This is a genomic window from Streptomyces sp. NPDC044033 (assembly GCF_056434425.1).
Genome location: NZ_JBWKFF010000006.1, coordinates 166,747 through 187,328, shown reverse-complemented (window position 1 = coordinate 187,328; position 20,582 = coordinate 166,747). Strand labels below are relative to the sequence as shown.

Sequence of the window (20,582 nt, the reverse complement as noted above, 5' to 3'; positions counted from 1 at the left end):
AGGGTGGGGGGGGGGGGGGGGTGGGGGGTGGGGGGGGGGGTGGGGGGGGGGGGGGGGGGGCCCCCCGCTCCCCCCCCCCCCCCCCCCCCCCCCCCCCCCCGCCGCACATCTGACGGAGCGCCCGGTGGTCTGCGCCCGCCCCCGGCGGCTCGGCCGTGCCACTGCCCTCCTACTCGACGCTCGGCCGCGGCCGGGCTCGATCCGGGCCGGTGCGCCGCCGATCCGCCCTCGCACGGCGGTAGGAGGAGCGCGCGGGCAAGGAAACACGGAGCGCCTCCGCACCGGGTTCGGTGCGGAGGCGCTCCGCTGCGTGGGTGGTGCTGTTCGGATCGGGTCGGGCCCCATGATCGGGGCGGCGTGACTCAGGCGGCGGTGACCTCGACGCCGTGCTCGGCGGCCAGTCGGCGCAGGTCGTCCAGTTCTGCCTGCTCGACCTCGGCGAGGAAGTCGTCGCCCGACTCGCGGGCCTGGTCGAGATCCGTCTGAGTGCTCTCTATACGCTGCAGAATTCCAGCGGTGAACGCGTCCATTTAGCGCCCCCTCGGCATGGGTCGATGGCACGGGGGTGTGCCGGCGGTGGTTCGATCACGTGCGTGGCCCCTGAGCGGCAACAAGGTGTGGCGCGCCACAATCAGGGCGTGATCGCGGGTGTGTGAATCGTCCTCCCCAGCCCCGCGCGAGGGGAAACCTCGGGCAACTCGTTGAATCCCCGCACCCTCGAAGAAACGCCGAAGAATCCCCGAAGAGCCCTCGGCCATGATCGCCCGCTCGCCCCCCTTACAGCCGGTTTATCGGGCTTGGAGGCAGGATGGAGTGGCTAACAGCCTGCCCACAGGGGCCATACGGAAGGACAGCGCCGTGCGCGTACTCGTCGTCGAGGACGAGCAGCTGCTCGCCGATGCGGTAGCCACCGGATTGCGCCGGGAGGCCATGGCCGTCGACGTCGTGTACGACGGGGCCGCCGCCCTGGAGCGCATCGCCGTCAACGACTACGACGTCGTGGTCCTCGACCGCGACCTCCCGCTCGTCCACGGGGACGACGTCTGCCGCAAGATCGTCGAGCTGGGCATGCCCACCCGCGTGCTGATGCTGACCGCCTCCGGCGACGTCAGCGACCGCGTGGAGGGCCTGGAGATCGGTGCGGACGACTATCTGCCCAAGCCCTTCGCGTTCAGCGAGCTGACCGCGCGCGTACGGGCGCTGGGGCGCCGTACGACGGTCGCGCTGCCGCCGGTCCTGGAGCGCGCGGGGATCAAGCTCGATCCGAACCGCCGCGAGGTCTTCCGGGACGGCAAGGAGGTGCAGCTGGCGCCGAAGGAGTTCGCGGTGCTGGAGGTGCTGATGCGCAGCGAGGGGGCCGTGGTCTCGGCCGAGCAGCTGCTGGAGAAGGCGTGGGACGAGAACACCGACCCGTTCACCAACGTCGTACGGGTCACGGTCATGACGCTCCGCCGCAAGCTCGGCGAGCCCGCCGTGATCGTCACCGTGCCCGGCTCCGGATACCGGATCTGACCCCGCATGGCCTCCACCCCCGCCCCGCCGGCGGCCCCGCCGAAACCCGCGTGGGACCCGCGCCAGCCCGTCGTGCGCCCCTTCCCGTGGTTCCGCCCGACCATCCGGATACGGCTCACCCTGCTCTACGGCGGGATGTTCCTGATGGCCGGGATCGTGCTGCTCACGATCATCTACCTGCTGGCGGCCCAGGCCCTGCACGTCGGCAACGAGCTGCCGTTCAAGCTGCTGGGCGGCAGCGTGCAGTCGACCAACGACACCTGCCCGGGCATCTCCGGCAACCTCAAGACGGACCAGTTCAACGAGGTCCTCTACAACTGCATGCAGGACCAGCGCCGGCTCGCCCTCAACGGCCTGCTGCGCCGCTCGCTGCTGGCCCTGCTGGGCCTGAGCGTGGTCGCCTTCGCCTTCGGCTACGCGATGGCCGGCCGGGTGCTCTCCCCGCTGGGCAAGATGACCCGCACGGCGCGCCGCGTCGCCGGTACGGACCTGAGCCGGCGTATCGAACTGGGCGGTCCGGACGACGAGTTGAAGGAGCTCTCGGACACCTTCGACGAGATGCTCGACCGGCTGGAGCGCTCGTTCACCGCGCAGCAGCGCTTCGTGGCGAACGCCTCCCACGAGCTGCGCACGCCGCTGGCGATCAACCGCACGCTGCTGGAGGTGCACCTCTCCGACCCGGAGGCGACCCCGGAGCTCCAGCAGCTCGGCAAGACGCTGCTGGCCACCAACGAGCGCAGTGAGCAACTGGTGGAGGGGCTGCTGCTGCTCGCGCGCAGCGACAACGAGCTCGTGGACCGCAAGCCCGTCGACCTCGCCGAGGTGGCCGCCCAGGCCGTCGACCAGACCCGCGCGGAGGCGGCGGCCAAGGACGTGGAACTGACGGGCGACCGGCAGCCCGCCGTCGTCCTGGGCAACGGCGTGCTGCTGGAGCGGGTCGCGCTGAATCTGGTGCAGAATGCTGTGCGCTACAACACCCCGGACGGCTGGGTGAGGGTCACGACCGAGAGTCAGCGGGGGCAGGCGGTGCTGGTGGTGGAGAACACCGGACCGGTCGTTCCGGCATACGAGGTGGACAACATTTTCGAGCCCTTCAGACGGCTCCGTACGGAACGTACGGGCAGCGACAAGGGCGTCGGTCTCGGCCTCTCGATCGTGCGCTCGGTGGCGCGCGCGCACGGCGGCCGGATCACCGCGGAGCCCCGGGAAGGCGGTGGCCTCGTGATGCGCGTAGTGCTCCCGGGCTGAGACCCTTCTCTACAGAGGTTCGCTTTGGGCGGAATTTTCATGGTCCGCCGACGCCGTGATCGTGTGTGATCGATCACATGGGCAAACTTCAGGCCATCGACTCTCCGTGATCGCAAAAGCCGTCGTAAGGCCGGGAAAATCCGGGTTTCCGGGGGTCTTGATCACGGGAAGTACTCGGGGTGGCGCGTGACAGTGCGACTTTCGGACCGTGTACGGTCCCGATCGCCACCCAACCTGATCACCTCTTCAGAGGCGCGGTTGGGTGTCGATTGAGTAACAGACCTTGATGTGAGGCAAAATCTCCGCCTCAGGTCGGGCACAAGTCCGGCCTCTCACGCGTTACGTGCGCTGAGACACCGCAGACACCCAGAGGGGGAGAGCGACATGGCAACGGACTACGACACCCCACGTAAGACCGACGATGACGTCAACGAGGACAGCATCGAGGAACTCAAGGCTCGGAGGAACGACAAGTCGGCGTCAACCGTCGACGTCGACGAATTCGACCAGGCCGAGGGCCTGGAACTGCCCGGCGCGGACCTCTCCAACGAGGAGCTGTCCGTACGGGTGCTGCCCCGGCAGGCCGACGAGTTCACGTGCATGGAGTGCTTCCTCGTGCACCACCGCAGCCAGCTGGCCGCGGAGAAGAACGGCCAGCCGATCTGCCGCGACTGCGCGGCCTGAGGCACGGGTCTGCGATGGCAGGCTCGACCCCGTTCCGGAAGCGGCGCTCCCGGCAGCCCGAAACGACCCCCGAGCTGACCGAGGACGCCGCCTTGCAGCGCGCCATGGCCCAGAACGACGAGCATGACGAGCGAGGCCGTACGGCCTCGCTCGCTGCCGCCGTGGGCCGCGGCGCGAAGATCGGCGCCAAGCGGGGCGGACAGGGCGCCAAGGCGGGCCTGACCGCCATTGCCGACCGCATCATCAGCAACGCCCCGCGCATCCCGGTGCGCGACCTCGCGACGCTCCGCGCGCAGTTCCCGGGCCTCGGCCCGGAACAGCTCGCGGACAAGCTGGTGGCCGGCGCCGCGAACGGCACCTCCACCGTAGGCGCCGGCATCGGCGCCGCGGCGATGCTGCCCGTACCGCCCGCGATGCCCGCCGAACTGGCGACCGAGATCGTCGGCGTCGCCGCCGTCGAGTTCAAGATGATCGCCGAGCTCCACGAGATCTACGGAGTACGCGCGCCCGGCACCGTCCGCCAGCGGGCGATCGCCTACCTCGGCGCCTGGGCCGACGAGCGCGGCATCGACATCACCGCCCCCACCTCGGTCAACGCCGCGCTGGGCGGACAGCTCAAGCGCGAGCTGCGGCAGCAGATCCTCAAGCGCACCTTCCGCAACCTGCCCAACCTCGCGCCCTTCATGGTCGGCGCGGCGGTCGGTGCGGTGCTGAACCGGCGCGACACCAGAAAGCTCGCCGGAAAGGTCCGCAAGGACCTGCGGAGCAAACAGGTCCCCTGGGACGCGCTCCTGCGGTCCGGCACCGCCCCGGAGCTGCCGCCGTCGCCCGGGCCCGGAGCCTGAGAACCCCTTCGCCGCGGCGCTTATCCGGCCGCGGCGGCGGAACGCCCGCACCCCGCGGGAACGGGCCCAGGACGCGCGTACAGCCACCGGAGCCGCAGTCGGTCCAGTTGGTCCTAGGACGCGCGTACGGCCGTCAGAGCCGCCGCCAGGCGCTCAGGCGAGCGCGTCGAGAGATAGACATACGGGGTCGGGTCGTCCGGGTCCGTGATCTCGACCCGCAGCGCCGTCGGGATATAGCTGCGCAGCAGCATGAACGCGCGCGTATCGGCCTTGTACGAGCGCCAGGCGCGCGCCTCCTCGGCGTCCAGCACCTCGGGGGTCCCGAGCGCCGCCAGCGGAATCTTCGCGTCGCCCGCGACCAGCGAGTCCGCCACCACCCGGATGCGGAGCGAGCCGTACGAACTCACCACGACGCACGCCACCGCCGCGCCGCCGATCAGACCGCCGAGCATCGGCAGCGTGCCGAACGGCAGCAGGATCAGCGCCATCGCGACCCCGACCAGGACCGCGATGAACCACCAGGTGCGCGGCGCGGTCAGACGCTCTTCGTAAGGCTGCATGCGGTCTAGCTTGGCACGGCAGCGCCCGTGCGCCGCGCGCGCGGGTAAGGTCAGCCCCTGTGAGTGGACGAACGACAGCGTTGACGCCGCCGGCCGGTGCCGTGGAGCCGACGCGGCACCCCGACGCACCCGCGCCCGGCGAGATCATAGGCGCGCACTACGACCGCTGCTTCGGCTGCGGCGACGGGGCGCCGCACGGCCTGCATCTGGTGACGCGGGCGGGCGAGGGGGTGCGGATCACGGCGGAGTTCACCGTCCAGGAGGCCCACCAGGGCGCCCCCGGCCTCGCCCACGGCGGGGTGCTGGCCACGGCGCTGGACGAGACGCTCGGCTCGCTGAACTGGCTGCTGCGGGTGATCGCGGTGACGGGACGGCTGGAGACCGACTTCGTACGGCCCGTTCCGGTGGACACCGTGCTCCATCTCGACGCCGAGGTCGTCGCCGTCGCCGACCGCAAGATCTACTCCTCGGCGACCGGCCGGATCGGTGGCCCGGACGGGCCCGTCGCGGTGCGCGCCGACGCCCTCTTCATCGAGGTGAAGGTGGACCACTTCATCGACAACGGCCGCTCCGCCGAGATCGACGCCGCCCTCGCCGACCCCGACCAGGTAAAGGTCGCGCGAGCTTTCGAGGTGAACCCGTGACCCGTGACCCCCTTGACGTGTTGATCCGCCGGGTGGACCCCGCGGTCCCCGTGCCCGCGTACGGGCACCCCGGCGACGCCGGATGCGACCTCGTCACCACCGAGGCCGCCGAGCTGGCCCCCGGTGAGCGCGCCGTGCTCCCCACCGGAGTGTCGATCGCGCTGCCCGACGGGTACGCGGCCTTCGTACACCCCCGCTCGGGCCTGGCGGCCCGCTGCGGAGTCTCCATGGTGAACGCCCCGGGGACCATCGATGCCGGGTACCGTGGAGAGATCAAAGTGATCGTGGTCAATCTGGACCCGCGCGAGAGCGTGCGGTTCGAGCGGCTCGACCGGGTCGCCCAACTGGTCGTCCAGCAGGTCGAGAAGGTGCGCTTCCACGAGGTGGCGGAACTTCCCGGCTCGGCGCGGGCCGAGGGCGGCCTGGGGTCCACCGGCGGCCATGCCGCCGTGGGCGGTGCAACGGGTGGGAATGGATTCGCTTCGGTCGTAGCCGACCGGGAAGGACAGTGACGTGTTCGGTCGTCGCCGCAAGGGCAGCGAGGAGACCGTCGACCAGCTCGACGACGGCGTGACCTCCGAGGAGCTGGCGCAGGACGGGGAGTCCGGTACGGACGCCGGGGGCGCCTCGGCCGAGGGCTCGGCCAACCTGCCGCCGGGGCCGCGCCCCGACGGCCCCTGGGACATCGGCGAGGTCCGGGACCCCGGCGAGGGCCGGGTGGACCTGGGCGGGATCTTCGTGCCCGGGGTCGAGGGCATGGAGCTGCGGGTGGAGGTCGCGGGCGATGCCATCGTCGCCGCGACCCTGGTGCTGCGCGACAGCGCCGTGCAGCTCCAGGCGTTCGCCGCCCCCAAGCGCGAGGGCATCTGGCGCGAGGTGCGGGACGAGATCGCGGGCGGCATCACCCAGCAGGGCGGTGTCGTGGACGAGGTCGAGGGGCCGCTCGGCTGGGAGCTGCGGGCCCAGGTGCCCGTACAGCTGCCGGACGGCACCAACGGCGTGCAGCTGGTGCGCTTCATCGGCGTCGACGGGCCGCGCTGGTTCCTGCGCGGGGTGATCTCGGGCCAGGGCGCGGTCCAGCCCGACACCGCGGGGCTGCTGGAGCAGATCTTCCAGGACACGGTCGTGGTGCGCGGCGACTCCCCGATGGCGCCCCGGGACCCGATCGTCCTGAAGCTTCCGGACGACGCCCAGATGATGCCCGACGGCGTGCAGCAGGACGAGGCCGAGGGCTCGCGCTTCGCGGGCGGCGTGGACCGCCTCCAGCGCGGTCCGGAGATCTCCGAGGTGCGCTGAACAACGGTCGCGCCCGGACGGTCCACGGACCGTCCAGCGGCCGGATTTGAACGTTCCGATGGGCCGGTTCCCCTTCCGGGGGGACCGGCCCATCGGCGTTTTCGCAGGTCTGAGACGTCTGCGTATGAATCACGTCAACGAGGCGCTAATGGCCGTAAGGGAGGCGTCAACGGGGCATTCGGATGGCCGAAACGGAGGTTTCCTCTAGAGGTCCGTTCATATCCGAACCTCTAGGAGCACACGATGGCCGACGTGGCCTTCGTCGTCACCACGATCGCGGTCTTCGCGCTGGTGGCACTCGTCGCCAAGGGGGTGACGAAGCTGTGAGCGCCGAGAACATCGTCGGCCTCGTCGTGGCCGTCGCCCTGCTGGGCTACCTCGTCATAGCCCTCGTTTTCCCGGAGAGGTTCTGAGCACAGATATGAGCCCCGTCCTCGCCGGAGTCCTCCAGCTGCTCGCGCTGCTCGTGGCGCTGGCCCTGGCCTACCGACCGCTCGGCGACTACATGGCCGCCGTGTACAGCTCCACCAAGCACTTGCGCGTAGAGAAGTGGATCTACCGCTGCATCGGCGCCAACCCGACGGCCGAAATGCGCTGGCCCGCGTATCTGCGCGGCGTCCTCGCCTTCTCCGCCGTCGGCCTGCTCCTCCTCTACCTGCTCCAGCGGGCCCAGGGCGTACTGCCCAAGAGCCTCTCGCTCGGGTTCCACGCGATCAGCCCGGACCAGGCGTTCAACACCGCGGCGTCCTTCGTCGCCAACACCAACTGGCAGTCGTACTCGGGCGAGCAGGCCATGGGCCACGCCGTCCAGACGCTCGGCCTCGCGGTGCAGAACTTCGTCTCCGCGGCCGTCGGCATCGCGGTGGCCATCGCGCTCGTACGGGGCTTCGCCCGCTCCCGCACCGGGAACCTCGGCAACTTCTGGGCCGACCTGGTGCGCGGCACCGTCCGCATCCTGATCCCCATCGCGATCGTCGGCGCGCTCGTGCTCGTCGCGTGCGGCGCCATCCAGAACTTCTCGGGCATCCACCAGATCGGCCAGCTCACCGGCGGCAGCCAGCAGGTCAACGGCGGCGCCGTGGCCTCGCAGGAGGTCATCAAGGAGCTCGGCACCAACGGCGGCGGCTACTTCAACGCCAACTCCGCCCACCCCTTCGAGAACCCCAACGGCCTGACCAACCTCTTCGAGCCGTTCCTGATCCTGGTGATCCCCTTCGCGCTGACCCGTACTTTCGGCAAGCTCGTCGGGAACGTCCGGCAGGGCTACGCGATCCTCGCCACCATGGGGCTGATCTGGATCGGCTTCACGGCGCTGATGATGTGGACCGAGTTCCACCACGGCGGCCCGGCCCTGCAGGCCGCGGGCGGCGCGATGGAGGGCAAGGAGCAGCGGTTCGGCGTCGGCGGCTCCTCGATCTTCGCGGTCGCCACGACGCTGACGTCGACCGGCGCGGTCGACTCCTTCCACTCCTCGTACACCGGCTTCGGCGGCGGCCTCACCATGCTCGGCATGATGCTCGGCGAGATCGCGCCCGGCGGCGTCGGCTCCGGCCTGTACGGCATGCTCGTGATGGCGATCATCGCGGTCTTCATCGCGGGGCTCATGGTCGGCCGTACGCCCGAGTACCTCGGCAAGAAGATCGGCACCCGCGAGATCAAGCTCGCCGCGTGCTACATCCTCATCACACCGACCCTGGTACTGGGCTTCACGGCCCTGTCGATGGCGCTCGCCGGGCCGCCGCACTCCATGCTGAACACCGCGGGCAACTCGGTGCACGACAGCGGCGCGCACGGTTTCTCCGAGGTGCTGTACGCCTTCACCTCCGGCGCCAACAACAACGGCTCCGCCTTCGCCGGCCTCAACGCCAACACGCCCTGGTACAACACCACGATCGGCCTCGCGATGCTGCTCGGCCGCTTCCTGCCGATGGTGTTCGTGCTGGCCCTGGCCGGCTCGCTCGCCGAGCAGCGGCCGGTCCCCGAGACGGCCGGCACCCTGCGCACCCACAAGCCGCTCTTCGCGGGGCTGCTGGTCGGCGTCATCCTGATCATCACCGGTCTCACCTACTTCCCGGCGCTGGCCCTCGGGCCGATGGCGGAGGGGCTGTCATGAGCCGCGTAGACACTTCTGTTGAGGACCCCATGTCCACTGCGACACCCGTACGCACGCCCGAAGGGGGCGAGGCGCGGCACTCGGCGGAGGCGGAGCAGGGCCGCGTCTCCGGCGGCATCTTCGACCCGAAGGCGCTGCTCAAGTCGTTCCCGGACGCGTGCCGCAAACTCCATCCGCGGGTGATGGTCAAGTCCCCGGTGATGTTCGTGGTCGAGGTGGGCTCGGTGGTCACCACCGTCCTCGCCGTCAAGAACCCCGGCGACTGGTTCGGCTGGGCGATCACCGTCTGGCTGTGGCTGACCGTCCTGTTCGCCAACCTGGCGGAGGCCGTCGCCGAGGGCCGCGGCAAGGCGCAGGCGGACACCCTGCGCAAGGCCAAGACGGATACGGTCGCGCGGCGCCTGAACGGCGGCGCCGAGGAGCAGGTGCCCGGCACCGAGCTGCGCGTCGGCGACCTCGTCGTCTGCGAGGCCGGCGACATCATCCCGGGCGACGGCGATGTCGTCGAGGGCGTCGCGTCCGTTGACGAGTCCGCCATCACGGGCGAGTCGGCGCCGGTCATCCGCGAGTCCGGCGGCGACCGGTCCGCGGTCACGGGCGGCACCAGGGTGCTCTCCGACCGCGTGGTCATCAAGATCACGACGAAGCCGGGCGAGACCTTCATCGACCGCATGATCAACCTGGTCGAGGGCGCGGCCCGGCAGAAGACGCCGAACGAGATCGCGCTCAACATCCTGCTCGCCTCGCTCACCATCGTCTTCCTGCTCGCCGTCGTCACCCTCCAGCCCTTCGCGATCTACGCCAAGGCCGAGCAGACGATGATCGTGCTCGCCGCCCTGCTGGTCTGCCTCATCCCGACCACCATCGGCGCGCTGCTCTCCGCGATCGGCATCGCGGGCATGGACCGGCTGGTGCAGCGCAATGTGCTGGCGATGTCCGGGCGCGCGGTCGAGGCAGCGGGCGACGTGTCCACGCTGCTGCTCGACAAGACCGGCACCATCACCCTCGGCAACCGCCAGGCCGCCGAGTTCGTACCGGTCAAGGGCGTGACGGCGGCCGAGGTCGCCGATGCCGCCCAGCTCTCCTCGCTCGCCGACGAGACGCCGGAGGGCCGGTCGATCGTCGTACTCGCCAAGGAGGGGTACGGGCTCCGGGAGCGCCACGAAGGCGAACTGGAGCACGCGGAGTGGGTGCCGTTCACGGCGCAGACCCGGATGTCGGGCGTCGACCTGGAAGAGAACGGGGCGGCCCGCAAGGTCCGCAAGGGCGCTTCCGGTTCGATCATCGCCTGGGTCGAGGAGCGCGGCGGCAGCGTCGCGGACGACGCCCGGCGGCTCACCGAGACGATCTCCGAGGCGGGCGGCACACCGTTGCTGGTCGCCCTCGAAGACGCGGACGGGGCCCGGATCCTGGGCGTCATCCACCTCAAGGACGTCGTCAAGGATGGCATGCGCGAGCGGTTCGACGAGCTGCGCCGGATGGGCATCAAGACCATCATGATCACGGGCGACAACCCGCTGACGGCCAAGGCGATCGCCGAGGAGGCGGGCGTCGACGACTTCCTCGCGGAGGCTACGCCCGAGGACAAGATGGCGCTGATCAAGCGGGAGCAGGCGGGCGGCAAGCTCGTCGCGATGACCGGCGACGGCACCAACGACGCCCCCGCGCTGGCCCAGGCGGACGTCGGCGTGGCCATGAACACCGGCACCTCGGCCGCCAAGGAGGCCGGGAACATGGTGGACCTGGACTCCAACCCGACCAAGCTCATCGAGATCGTCGAGATCGGCAAGCAGCTCCTGATCACCCGGGGCGCCCTGACGACCTTCTCGATCGCCAACGACGTCGCGAAGTACTTCGCGATCATCCCGGCGATGTTCGCGGTGGCCTATCCGGGCCTCGACAAGCTCAACATCATGAGCCTGCACTCGCCGCAGTCCGCGATCCTCTCCGCGGTCGTCTTCAACGCGCTGATCATCGTGGCCCTGGTGCCGCTCGCCCTCAAGGGCGTCCGCTACCGGCCGATGAGCGCCGACTCCATGCTCCGCCGCAATCTCGCCCTCTACGGGCTGGGCGGGCTCATCGCCCCGTTCATCGGCATCAAGATCATCGACCTGCTCATCTCCCTCATTCCTGGCATCGGGTGACGTCATGAACAACTCCGTACGCAGCACGGTCCGGTTGGTGATGGCGGGTCTGCGGGCCATGCTCGTCCTCACCGTGGTCTGCGGCGTGATCTACCCGCTGGCCGTCACCGGCATCGCGCAGGCTGCCTTCCACGACAAGGCGAACGGCTCCGAGGTGAAGGCGGACGGCAAGTCCGCCGGCTCCTCGCTCCTCGGCCAGACCTACACGCTCGACAAGAAGGACAAGGACGGGAACCCGCTGCCCGACCCGGGGTACTTCCAGTCGCGCCCCTCGGCGGCGGGCCCCAACACCGAGAACACCCAGTACCGCCTCACCGTCTCGGGCGCCTCCAACCTGGCCGCCGACAGCAAGGTCCTGCTCACCTCGGTGGAGCAACGCCGCGCGGACGTGGCCGAGTTCAACGGCGTCTCCCCGTCCGCCGTCCCCCCGGACGCCCTGACCGCCTCGGCCTCCGGCGTCGACCCGGACATCTCCCCGGCCTACGCCGAGCTCCAGACCCAGCGCGTGGCCAAGGCCCACCACCTGCCCGCGGCCAAGGTCGCACAGCTGGTCGAGGACCACACGGAGGGCCGCATCGCGGGCTTCCTGGGCGACCCGCGTGTCAACGTCCTGGAACTCAACATCGCCCTCCAGAAGCTCACGAAGAACTGAGGCCCGACAGGCCCCGACCACCACCACGGCCCCCAACGGCGTGCCGTGCCGCACCATTCGTCGCGCTCGCCGCACGTACCTGGTGCCGGCGCGGCACGCCGCGCTGTCATGGGCCATGGACACTCGATACTCGGTACGCCGGGCGTGGTGGTGGGCTCGGGCGAGGCACCCGCAATTGCTCGCGGGCGCGGGCGCGGCAGCGTTCGTGATCGTCGTCGTGCTGCTGATCTGGCGCGGCCCGTGGTGGGTCGACGGCGAGTACCTCGACGCGAAGGGGCTGCGCTCCGGCTCGGCGGCCCTGGTCACCGGATTCCGCATGGCGGTCGTCCAGATCGCCGCGGTCTTCGGGGCCGGGGTGGCCCTGCTGTTCACCATGTTCAACTACCGCCTCGCCCGCCGGGGACAAGTCACCGACCGGTTCACGAAGGCGCTCGAACGTCTGAGCTCCAGCGACCTGTACGGGCGCATCGGCGGCGTTCTCGCACTGGAACAGATCATCCGGGACGCGCCCGAACAAGGGCTGCACGCGGCTCAGGTTCTCAACGCCTTCGTCCGGCAACGTGCCCCTCGCCACCGGAGGCGGCCCGTTCCGCGCGGTACCGGCACGGCGGAGCGCCGGGCGGTGCGACGGCGTACCCTCTCGACGCCCGGTCCGAGGCTCCTCGCCGAACCCGCCCCCGATGTGCGGCAGGCGCTGACGGCCTTGCTGTACCCCTTGCTCGCGACATCGCGACACCAAGTGTCCGGAGCCGTCGTCGACTTGTCCGGGCTGCACCTGGCCGGTGCCTGCCTCACGGGAGAGGACGCTTGGGCGAGGCGAGGGTTCCGCATCGCCGGCCGGTATCGGGCCGGTCTGGCCCTCTCCGGCTTCGCCGGATCGAACCTCTCCCGGGCCGACCTCGCCTACGCCGACTTGTTTCACGCGGACTTCACGCGGGCCGACTTGACCCGAGCGAAACTCACGGGAGCGAACCTGATGACGGCCCGGCTCGCCCACGCGGATCTCACCGGGGCGGATTTCGCCGAGGCAGACCTCAGGAGGGCCGACTTCACCGGCGCGGTGCTCGCGGAAGCGCGCTTCGCCGGGGCCGACCTCTCCCTGGCCGATTTCACGGGGGCGAACCTGGCGGGCGCGGACTTCGGCGACGCCCTGCTGATCGGGGTGCGAGGTGTGAGTGCCCAGCAGTGCAGGGCGCTCGGTATCGATGTGGGGTGGCCGGATTAGCGGGCTCGCGTGAGCGGAGGGTTTCCACCTCGTGAGAACGGCGCGCCGATGCCCGTACGCACTTGGTGGGAAAGGCCGCTTGAGCCCGCGAGGACGGGGCCGGCGGCGCGTACGGACACTTCGTCAGGTACCGGGACCAGTCGGCGGGGCGCTATGAACGGACCTCGCGGCAGGGGCCCGTCAAGGGTGTCTACAAGGCACCCTTGACAGGTGTCCCCACTACCTCAGCAGTCCCAACAGCCCGCAACCGCGCCACATATGGTGGTCTGCGGCGACGACGGATTGGTGCACCGGCTCGCCGCCGAGCTCTCCGGCGTCTACAGCGAGCGCGTCACCGTGCTGTTGCCGGGAGCCCGTACGGACCGCCGCCAGCCCTCCGCCATGGTGGGCCGGGCGGCGGCGCTGTTCGGGCGGGTGACCGGAGCGGTGGGCGGCCGGGGCCCGGCCGCGTCCGGTGGGGAGCCCGCGCAGCCCGTACGGATCGTCGAGGCCGCCGAGCCCGACGACGAGGCGCTCATCGAGGCCGGCGTGCAGCATGCCGAGGCGCTGGCGCTCGTCTACGACGACGACGAGACCAACATCCACGCGGCCCTGCGGGCCCGGCGCCTCAACCCCCGGCTGCGGCTGGTCATCCGGCTCTACAACCGGCGGCTCGGCCAGCACCTTGAGGAACTCCTCGACCAGGCCGTCCTCATCTCCGCCCCCGACCTCGACCCCGAGGCCACCGACGCGTCGACCACCGTTCTGTCCGACGCCGACACCGCCGCCCCCGCGCTGGTGGCCGCGGCCATCGCGGGCACCAGCAAGGTCATCCCCGCCGGTGGCGTACTGCTGCGCGCCGCCGAACGCCCGCCCGCGCCGGGGCGCGGCAGCGGGGGAGGAGGGAGCGAGCGCGCCCTGTGCACCCTCGCCGTCCTCTCCGCCCCGCGCGACGGCCCCGCGGGCGGCGGCGGCTCCGGTACGGGCGGCAGCACCTCCGGCGCGAGCGGCAGCATCTCCGGCGCGAGCGCCGACGAACCGCTGCTGCTGCCCGACGACGACGAGGTGGCGCGGGCGGCGGGCCGCGGCACGATGGTGCTGGAGACCGTCACCCACACCGGGCCGGCGCTCCCGCGGTCCCGGCTCGCGGCCCGCGCCCTGCCCCTCGGCTCGTTCTTCTCGCGCCGGCTCCGCTGGTCGCTCGCCGGCCTCGCGGCCGCCGTCGGCGCGCTGGCCATCGCCTCCTGGCTGGTCACCGACGAGGACCCGGCGCACGCCGCGTACCTCTCACTGCTCGACCTGTTCGCCATCGACGATCCGGCGATCGGCGAACCCCTCGGCCGCCAGATCCTTCAACTGCTCTCCGGGCTCACCGGATTGCTGCTGCTCCCGCTGCTGGTCGCCGCCGCCCTGGAGGGGCTCGGCACCTTCCGGTCCGCGTCGACGCTGCGCCGCCCGCCGCGCGGGCTCTCCGGCCATGTGGTGCTGCTCGGACTCGGGAAGGTCGGTACGCGCGTACTGGCCCGGCTGCGCGAGCTGGACATCCCCGTGGTGTGCGTGGAACAGGACCCGCAGGCGCGCGGCATCGCCCTCGCCCGGAACCTGCGGGTGCCGACCGTGATCGGCGATGTCACGGAGGAGGGCGTGCTGGACGCCGCGAAGATCGGCACCAGCCTCGCGGTACTGGCCCTGACCAGCAGCGACACCACCAATCTGGAGGCCGTGCTCTCCGCCCGCGCCTGCAAGCCCGGCGTACGGGCGGTGATGCGGCTCTACGAGGACCGGTTCGCCGCCGCCGTCTACCGCACCCTGCGCGACTCGCACCCGCAGGCGATGACGCGCAGCCGCAGCGTCTCCTCGCTCGCCGCGCCGGCCTTCGCCGGGGCGATGATGGGCCGCCGGATGCTGGGCGCGATCCCCGTCGAACGCAAGGTGCTCCTCTTCGTCGCCCTGGACGTCAAGGCCCACCCGGAACTGGCGGGGCTCAGCGTCGCGCAGGCGTTCCGGCCCGGCTCCTGGCGGGTGCTCGCCCTGGACACGACCGACCCCGTCGAGCGCCGCCACGACCTGGCGGAGGCCCCGCCGCCGAGGGACGGCGAACGCCGTCCCGGTCTGGACTGGGACCTGTCCGCCGACTACGTGCTGAGCCCGGAGGACCGCGTCGTAGTGGCCGCTACCCGCCAGGGCCTGGCAGATCTGCTGGGCCGCCGGGACCGCGCCCCGCAGCCGGCCCCGACGGGCGGCCGCGCCGCCGACGGGGAGCGGGGCTGAGGCCAGGGCGGCGGCGCGACCGGGCCTCCCGCTACCAGGCGTCCCCCGACCGCCAGTCGCACGCCAGGTCGCCGTCCAGCGACAGGTCCGCGCTCACGGGCAGCACGAAGACGCCGCCCTCCTCGTCCGGCAGCCGCTCGATGCCCGTCGGCCCGAGCACCGACGTCGTGCCCGGCCAGACCTGCCAGCCGCGCGCCGCGTAGAAGCCGACGGCGGAGTCCGAGGCCGACAGCGCCCCCAGCTCGTATCCGCCGCGCAGCAGCCGTTCCGCCTCGTCCATCAGCGCGGCGCCGTGCCCCCGGCCGCGCCGGTCCGCCCGTACCGCCACGCCCTCCACATATCCCGCGCGCACGGCCCGGCCCGCGTGCAGGAACTGCCGGCGCACCACCGCCCCGTGCCCGATCAGCTCCCCGTCCTCCCACAGCAGCACGTGCGTCCCGCCGAGCGTGTGGTCCCAGTCCTCGTCCGACAGGTCCCCGTCGAAGGCGTCGTCGAGCAGTGCCCGTACGGCCTTGAGCGCCGCCGCGTCCAGGTCCGCCGTATGCGCGGTACGTACGTCAGTCATACGGGGCATCCTGGCAGCGCCGACCGGTCGGGGCAGCTGGATTACCGGGGGCCGCGCCCCGCTGCGGCAGGCGTCAGAGCTGCGTCAATACGCGGCCGGGGACCGTCCCCCAGGCTATTTGTCCGAATCCTTGGCCGTAAGGTCGACAGTGCGTGGAGACAAACAGGGCGCAGAACCGGCCCGGGACAGAAGATGGGGCCATGGGACGCGGCAAGCTTCGGATCTATCTGGGGGCGGCACCGGGGGTCGGCAAGACGTACTCGATGCTGTCGGAGGCGCACCGCCGCGCGGAGCGCGGCACCGACGTCGTCGTCGGGTTCGTCGAGTGCCATGACCGCCCGCGCACCGAGGTCATGCTGCACGGCCTGGAGGAAGTGCCCCGCCGCGAGCTCGAATACCGGGGGACCGTCTTCCCCGAGATGGACGTCGACGCGGTCATCGCCCGCCGCCCCGCCGTCGCCCTCGTCGACGAGCTCGCGCACACCAACGTCCCCGGCTCCCGCAACACCAAGCGCTGGCAGGACGTGGAGGAGCTGCTCCAGGCGGGCATCGACGTCGTCTCCGCCGTCAACATCCAGCACCTCGAATCGCTCGGCGACGTCGTCGAGTCCATCACCGGTGTGCGCCAGCGCGAGGCCGTGCCCGACGAGGTCGTGCGCCGCGCCGACCAGATCGAGCTGGTCGACATGTCGCCGCAGGCGCTGCGCCGCCGCATGGCGCACGGCAACATATACAAGTCCGCCAAGGTCGACGCCGCCCTCTCCAACTACTTCCGGCCCGGCAACCTCACCGCGCTGCGGGAGCTGGCCCTGCTGTGGACCGCCGACCGGGTCGACGAGTACCTGCGCCAGTACCGCACCGAGCACAGCGTCTCCAGCATCTGGCAGGCCCGCGAGCGCATCGTCGTCGGCCTCACCGGCGGACCCGAGGGCCGTACGCTCATCCGCCGCGCTTCCCGGATGGCCGCCAAGGGCTCCGGCAGCGAGATCCTCGCCGTCTACATCGCCCGCAGCGACGGACTGACCTCCGCCTCGCCCAAGGAGCTGGCCGTCCAGCGCACCCTGGTCGAGGACCTCGGCGGCACGTTCCACCACGTCATCGGCGACGACATCCCCAGCTCGCTCCTGGAATTCGCCCGGGGCGTCAACGCCACCCAGGTCGTGCTCGGCTCCAGCCGCCGCAAGACCTGGCAGTACATCTTCGGACCCGGCGTCGGCCAGACCGTCGCCCGCGACTCCGGCCCCGACCTCGACGTGCACATCGTCACCCACGAGGAGGTCGCCAAGGGCCGGGGCCTGCCGGTGGCCCGCGGCGCCCGGCTCGGCCGCCCCCGCATCCTCGCGGGCTGGTGCGCAGGTGTCATCGCCCCGATCCTGCTCTCGCTCTTCCTCACCCAGCTGGACGACGACGGCCCGGGCCTCGCCAACGATGTGCTGCTCTTCCTCTTCCTGACCGTCATCGCCGCGATACTCGGCGGGCTGCTGCCCTCCCTCGCCTCCGCGGCCGTCGGCTCGCTGCTGCTCAACTTCTACTTCACCCCACCCACCCACAACCTCACCGTCCAGGACCCGCAGAACATCGTCGCCATCGTGATCTTCTTCGCGGTGGCCGTGTCGGTGGCCTCCGTCGTGGACGTCGCCGCCCGCCGTACGCACCAGGCCGCCCGGCTGCGCGCCGAATCCGAGATCCTCTCCTTCCTCGCGGGCAGCGTGCTGCGCGGCGAGACCAGCCTGGACGCCCTGCTGGAGCGGGTCCGCGAGACCTTCGCGATGGAATCCGTGGCGCTCCTCGAACGGGCCGGCGACGTCGAGCCCTGGACCTGCGCGGGCAGCGTCGGCCCCCGGACGCTGACGCGCCCCGAGGAGGCCGACGTCGACATGCCCGTCGGCGACCACATGGCGCTCGCCCTCTCCGGCCGGGTGCTGCCCGCCGAGGACCGCCGGGTGCTCGCCGCCTTCGCCGCCCAGGCCGCGGTCGTGCTCGACCGGCAGCGGCTGGTCGGCGAGGCCGAGCGGGCCCAGGAGCTCGCCGAGGGCAACCGCATCCGCACCGCCCTGCTCGCCGCCGTCAGCCACGACCTGCGCACCCCGCTGGCCGGCATCAAGGCCGCCGTCACCTCACTCCGCTCCGACGACGTCGCCTGGTCCGACGAGGACGAGGCGGAGCTGCTCGCGGGCATCGAGGACGGCGCCGACCGCCTCGACCACCTCGTCGGCAACCTCCTGGACATGTCCCGGCTCCAGACCGGCACCGTCACCCCGCTGATCCGCGAGATCGACCTCGACGAGGTGGTTCCGATGGCGCTCGGCGGTGTGCCGGAGGGCAGCGTCACCCTCGACATCCCCGAGACGCTGCCGATGGTCGCCGTCGACCCCGGCCTGCTGGAGCGCAGCGTCGCCAACCTCGTCGAGAACGCCGTCAAGTACAGCCCCGGCGACGCGCCCGTCCTGGTGGCCGCCAGCGCCCTCGGCGAACGGGTCGAGGTGCGCGTCGCCGACCGCGGCCCCGGCGTCCCCGACAGCGACAAGGACCGCATCTTCGAACCGTTCCAGCGCTATGGTGACGCACCGCGCGGCGCGGGCGTCGGACTCGGCCTCGCGGTCGCCCGCGGCTTCGCCGAGGCCATGGGCGGCACGCTCACCGCGGAGGACACCCCCGGCGGCGGAATGACCATGGTGCTCACCCTGCGGGCCGCGCCCGGCCGCCCGCCCGTACGCCCGGACCTTCCGGCCCAGGCCATCTCATGAACCCCATCACCGACGCATGAACCCCATCACCGACAGGACAACCCCAGAAAGGCGGGCCACCGAATGAACCGGGTGCTCGTGGTGGATGACGAGCCGCAGATCGTCCGCGCCCTCGTGATCAATCTGAAGGCACGGAAGTACGACGTGGACGCGGCCCCCGACGGCGCGACCGCCCTCCAGCTCGCCGCCGCCCGCCACCCCGACGTGATCATCCTCGATCTCGGCCTGCCCGACATGGACGGCGTCGAGGTCATCCGGGGCCTGCGCGGCTGGACCCGCGTCCCCATCCTGGTGCTCTCCGCCCGCCAGACCTCCGACGAGAAGGTCGAGGCGCTGGACGCCGGGGCCGACGACTACGTCACCAAGCCCTTCGGCATGGACGAGCTGCTCGCCCGGCTGCGCGCCGCCGTCCGCCGCGCGGAGCCCGCCGGCACCCCCGACGACGCCGTCATCGTCGAGACCGACGGCTTCACCGTCGACCTGGCCGCCAAGAAGGTCAACCGCGGCGGCCGGGACGTACGGCTGACGCCGACCGAGTGGCACCTGCTGGAGGTGCTGGTGCGCAACACCGGGCGGCTGGTCAGCCAGAAGCAGCTCCTCCAGGAGGTCTGGGGCCCGTCCTACGGCACCGAGACCAACTACCTGCGGGTCTATATGGCGCAGCTGCGCCGCAAACTGGAGGCCGACCCCTCGCACCCCAAGCACTTCGTCACCGAGCCCGGCATGGGATACCGCTTCGAGCAGTGATGCGGGGCGTTCGCAGCGGTCACCCCCGGTACGCTGGCCGCATGAGTGCCGCACCCCGAACCGAGAAGCCGACCGGCCGCTTCCGCCGGATGCTCGACCGGCTGTCCACCTCCCAGGAGGAGCTGCACTCCGCGGAGCTCCAGCAGGACACCCAGTCCGTCGGCTGCACCCGGATCTGCGACTGCGACGACCGTCAGATCGTCAAGGTCACCGGCACTCTCCGTACGGTCACGCTGCGGCCCCGGGCGGGCGTGCCCGCGCTGGAGGCCGAGCTGTTCGACGGGTCCGCCGCGCTCGACGTGGTGTGGCTGGGCCGCCGGTCCATCGTCGGGATCGAACCCGGCCGCAAGCTCATCGCCTCCGGCCGCATCTCCATGAGCCATGGACGCCGGGTGCTCTTCAATCCCAAATACGAACTCCGACCGCTCGGACAGGAGTAGCCGGTGCCGTCTTCCGACAAGCCGACCACCACCGATGAGGACCCCGGCGCGCGCGATCGCGCGGCGCCCGGCAAGGCGGCGGCCGACACCGCGCTGCTGGAGGCGTTCGGCGGCGTGTGGGGCATGGTGGACACCACCGTGCCCGGCCTGGTCTTCGTCCTGATCTACACGATCAACCGCGACATCCACGTCGCCGCCATCGCGTCCCTGGCGCTCACCGCGCTGCTCGCCGTGGCCCGCCTGGTGCGGAGGCAGACCCTCAAGCACGCGCTCAGCGGAGTCTTCGGAGTCGCCTTCGGCGCGATCTTCGCGATGATGTCCGGCGACGCCAAGAACTTCTATCTGCCGGGCATGCTCTACACCCTGGGCCTGGCCGTCGCGTACATCGTCTCGGCGATCTGCCGGTATCCGCTCATCGGACTGCTGCTCGGCCCGATGCTCAAGGAGAACCTCTCCTGGCGCACCCGCAACCCGGGCCGCTTCCGCGCCTATACGAAGTCCACCTGGGCGTGGGGCACCATCCTGCTCGCCAAGTCGGCGGTCCTCTTCCCGCTGTACTGGTGGGGCGACGCCACGCAGCTGGGCTGGGTCAAGGTGGCGCTGGGCATCCCGCCGTTCCTGCTCTGCGTCTATCTGACGTGGATCTTCCTGGCCAAGGCGCCGCCGCCGATCGACGTGATCGCGGAGCTGGAGGCCGAGGAGGCCGCCGACGGTGTCGCACGCGACACCGTCGTGACGACCGAGGCCGAGCCCGCGCGTCCGGGCCAGGCGCGGCACCGGCGCTGAGGCCCGTACGTACCAAAGGGGGGGGGGGGGGGGGGGGGGGAGGGGGGAGGGGGGGGGGTGGGGGAGGAGGAGAAGATTGCGGAGGAGCGGTGTCCATGAACCCGAGATAGAAAACCCGATCTGC

At 71.3% G+C, this 20,582-nt stretch carries 20 protein-coding genes; 17 read left to right on the top strand and 3 right to left on the bottom strand.

What is annotated here, in order from left to right:
* Nucleotides 1-362 precede the first annotated feature (362 nt).
* Nucleotides 363-530, bottom strand: coding sequence for a hypothetical protein (locus AC07AB_RS13845; protein ID WP_478565086.1), 168 nt, complete (start codon nt 528-530; stop codon nt 363-365).
* Between the two features lie 328 nt (nt 531-858).
* On the opposite strand from AC07AB_RS13845, the gene AC07AB_RS13840 reads away from it, so the two are divergent.
* The 4 genes from AC07AB_RS13840 (at nt 859) to AC07AB_RS13825 (ending at nt 4,289) form a co-directional block, all read left to right on the top strand.
* Nucleotides 859-1,512 carry a response regulator transcription factor gene (locus AC07AB_RS13840; protein WP_363131049.1) on the top strand — a complete coding sequence of 218 codons (654 nt, stop codon included), beginning with the start codon at nt 859-861 and terminating at the stop codon, nt 1,510-1,512.
* Nucleotides 1,513-1,518: 6 nt separating this feature from the next.
* Nucleotides 1,519-2,760, top strand: coding sequence for a sensor histidine kinase (locus tag AC07AB_RS13835; RefSeq protein ID WP_478565083.1), 1,242 nt, complete (start codon nt 1,519-1,521; stop codon nt 2,758-2,760).
* A 384-nt stretch (nt 2,761-3,144) separates the two neighbouring features.
* A complete protein-coding gene (locus tag AC07AB_RS13830; protein WP_030884311.1) occupies nt 3,145-3,444 on the top strand; it encodes a DUF4193 domain-containing protein in 300 nt (99 codons plus the stop codon).
* Nucleotides 3,445-3,458: 14 nt separating this feature from the next.
* The gene (locus tag AC07AB_RS13825; protein WP_478565080.1) at nt 3,459-4,289 is read left to right on the top strand and encodes a hypothetical protein; all 831 of its coding nucleotides are present in this window, start codon (nt 3,459-3,461) and stop codon (nt 4,287-4,289) included.
* Between the two features lie 113 nt (nt 4,290-4,402).
* Here AC07AB_RS13825 and AC07AB_RS13820 read toward each other — a convergent pair whose 3' ends face one another.
* Complete coding sequence (locus tag AC07AB_RS13820; protein ID WP_478565077.1) at nt 4,403-4,849, bottom strand: DUF3093 domain-containing protein; 447 nt, start codon at nt 4,847-4,849, stop codon at nt 4,403-4,405.
* A 59-nt stretch (nt 4,850-4,908) separates the two neighbouring features.
* On the opposite strand from AC07AB_RS13820, the gene AC07AB_RS13815 reads away from it, so the two are divergent.
* From AC07AB_RS13815 to AC07AB_RS13775, 9 genes are all read left to right on the top strand, one after another.
* Complete coding sequence (locus AC07AB_RS13815; protein WP_478565074.1) at nt 4,909-5,493, top strand: PaaI family thioesterase; 585 nt, start codon at nt 4,909-4,911, stop codon at nt 5,491-5,493.
* A complete protein-coding gene (gene dut / locus AC07AB_RS13810) occupies nt 5,490-6,005 on the top strand; it encodes a dUTP diphosphatase (protein WP_363224490.1) in 516 nt (171 codons plus the stop codon). The genes AC07AB_RS13815 and dut overlap by 4 nt, the downstream gene beginning before the upstream one ends.
* Before the next feature lies 1 nt (nt 6,006).
* Complete coding sequence (locus tag AC07AB_RS13805; RefSeq protein WP_478565071.1) at nt 6,007-6,789, top strand: DUF3710 domain-containing protein; 783 nt, start codon at nt 6,007-6,009, stop codon at nt 6,787-6,789.
* A 323-nt stretch (nt 6,790-7,112) separates the two neighbouring features.
* Nucleotides 7,113-7,202, top strand: coding sequence for a K(+)-transporting ATPase subunit F (gene kdpF / locus AC07AB_RS13800; RefSeq protein ID WP_478565068.1), 90 nt, complete (start codon nt 7,113-7,115; stop codon nt 7,200-7,202).
* A gap of 8 nt (nt 7,203-7,210) precedes the next feature.
* Nucleotides 7,211-8,902: a potassium-transporting ATPase subunit KdpA gene (gene kdpA / locus AC07AB_RS13795; protein WP_478565065.1), complete on the top strand. Its 1,692-nt coding sequence runs from the start codon at nt 7,211-7,213 to the stop codon at nt 8,900-8,902.
* Between the two features lie 29 nt (nt 8,903-8,931).
* Nucleotides 8,932-11,046, top strand: coding sequence for a potassium-transporting ATPase subunit KdpB (gene kdpB / locus AC07AB_RS13790; protein WP_478565062.1), 2,115 nt, complete (start codon nt 8,932-8,934; stop codon nt 11,044-11,046).
* Nucleotides 11,047-11,050: 4 nt separating this feature from the next.
* Nucleotides 11,051-11,698 carry a potassium-transporting ATPase subunit KdpC gene (kdpC, locus tag AC07AB_RS13785; RefSeq protein WP_478565059.1) on the top strand — a complete coding sequence of 216 codons (648 nt, stop codon included), beginning with the start codon at nt 11,051-11,053 and terminating at the stop codon, nt 11,696-11,698.
* A 115-nt stretch (nt 11,699-11,813) separates the two neighbouring features.
* Nucleotides 11,814-12,923, top strand: coding sequence for a pentapeptide repeat-containing protein (locus AC07AB_RS13780; RefSeq protein ID WP_478565056.1), 1,110 nt, complete (start codon nt 11,814-11,816; stop codon nt 12,921-12,923).
* A gap of 258 nt (nt 12,924-13,181) precedes the next feature.
* Nucleotides 13,182-15,173: an NAD-binding protein gene (locus AC07AB_RS13775; RefSeq protein ID WP_478565448.1), complete on the top strand. Its 1,992-nt coding sequence runs from the start codon at nt 13,182-13,184 to the stop codon at nt 15,171-15,173.
* A gap of 31 nt (nt 15,174-15,204) precedes the next feature.
* Here AC07AB_RS13775 and AC07AB_RS13770 read toward each other — a convergent pair whose 3' ends face one another.
* On the bottom strand, nt 15,205-15,747 hold the full coding sequence (locus AC07AB_RS13770; protein WP_478565053.1) for a GNAT family N-acetyltransferase: 543 nt from the start codon (nt 15,745-15,747) through the stop codon (nt 15,205-15,207).
* A gap of 191 nt (nt 15,748-15,938) precedes the next feature.
* Here AC07AB_RS13770 and AC07AB_RS13765 point away from each other — a divergent pair, with 191 nt between their 5' ends.
* The 4 genes from AC07AB_RS13765 (at nt 15,939) to AC07AB_RS13750 (ending at nt 20,458) form a co-directional block, all read left to right on the top strand.
* Nucleotides 15,939-18,485: a DUF4118 domain-containing protein gene (locus AC07AB_RS13765; RefSeq protein WP_478565050.1), complete on the top strand. Its 2,547-nt coding sequence runs from the start codon at nt 15,939-15,941 to the stop codon at nt 18,483-18,485.
* 63 nt (nt 18,486-18,548) lie between these two features.
* Nucleotides 18,549-19,232: a response regulator gene (locus AC07AB_RS13760; RefSeq protein ID WP_478565047.1), complete on the top strand. Its 684-nt coding sequence runs from the start codon at nt 18,549-18,551 to the stop codon at nt 19,230-19,232.
* Between the two features lie 41 nt (nt 19,233-19,273).
* Nucleotides 19,274-19,672 (top strand): OB-fold nucleic acid binding domain-containing protein, encoded by a 399-nt coding sequence (locus AC07AB_RS13755; protein WP_478565044.1) that lies wholly within the window; start codon nt 19,274-19,276, stop codon nt 19,670-19,672.
* Between the two features lie 3 nt (nt 19,673-19,675).
* Nucleotides 19,676-20,458: a DUF3159 domain-containing protein gene (locus AC07AB_RS13750; RefSeq protein WP_478565041.1), complete on the top strand. Its 783-nt coding sequence runs from the start codon at nt 19,676-19,678 to the stop codon at nt 20,456-20,458.
* Nucleotides 20,459-20,582 lie beyond the last annotated feature (124 nt).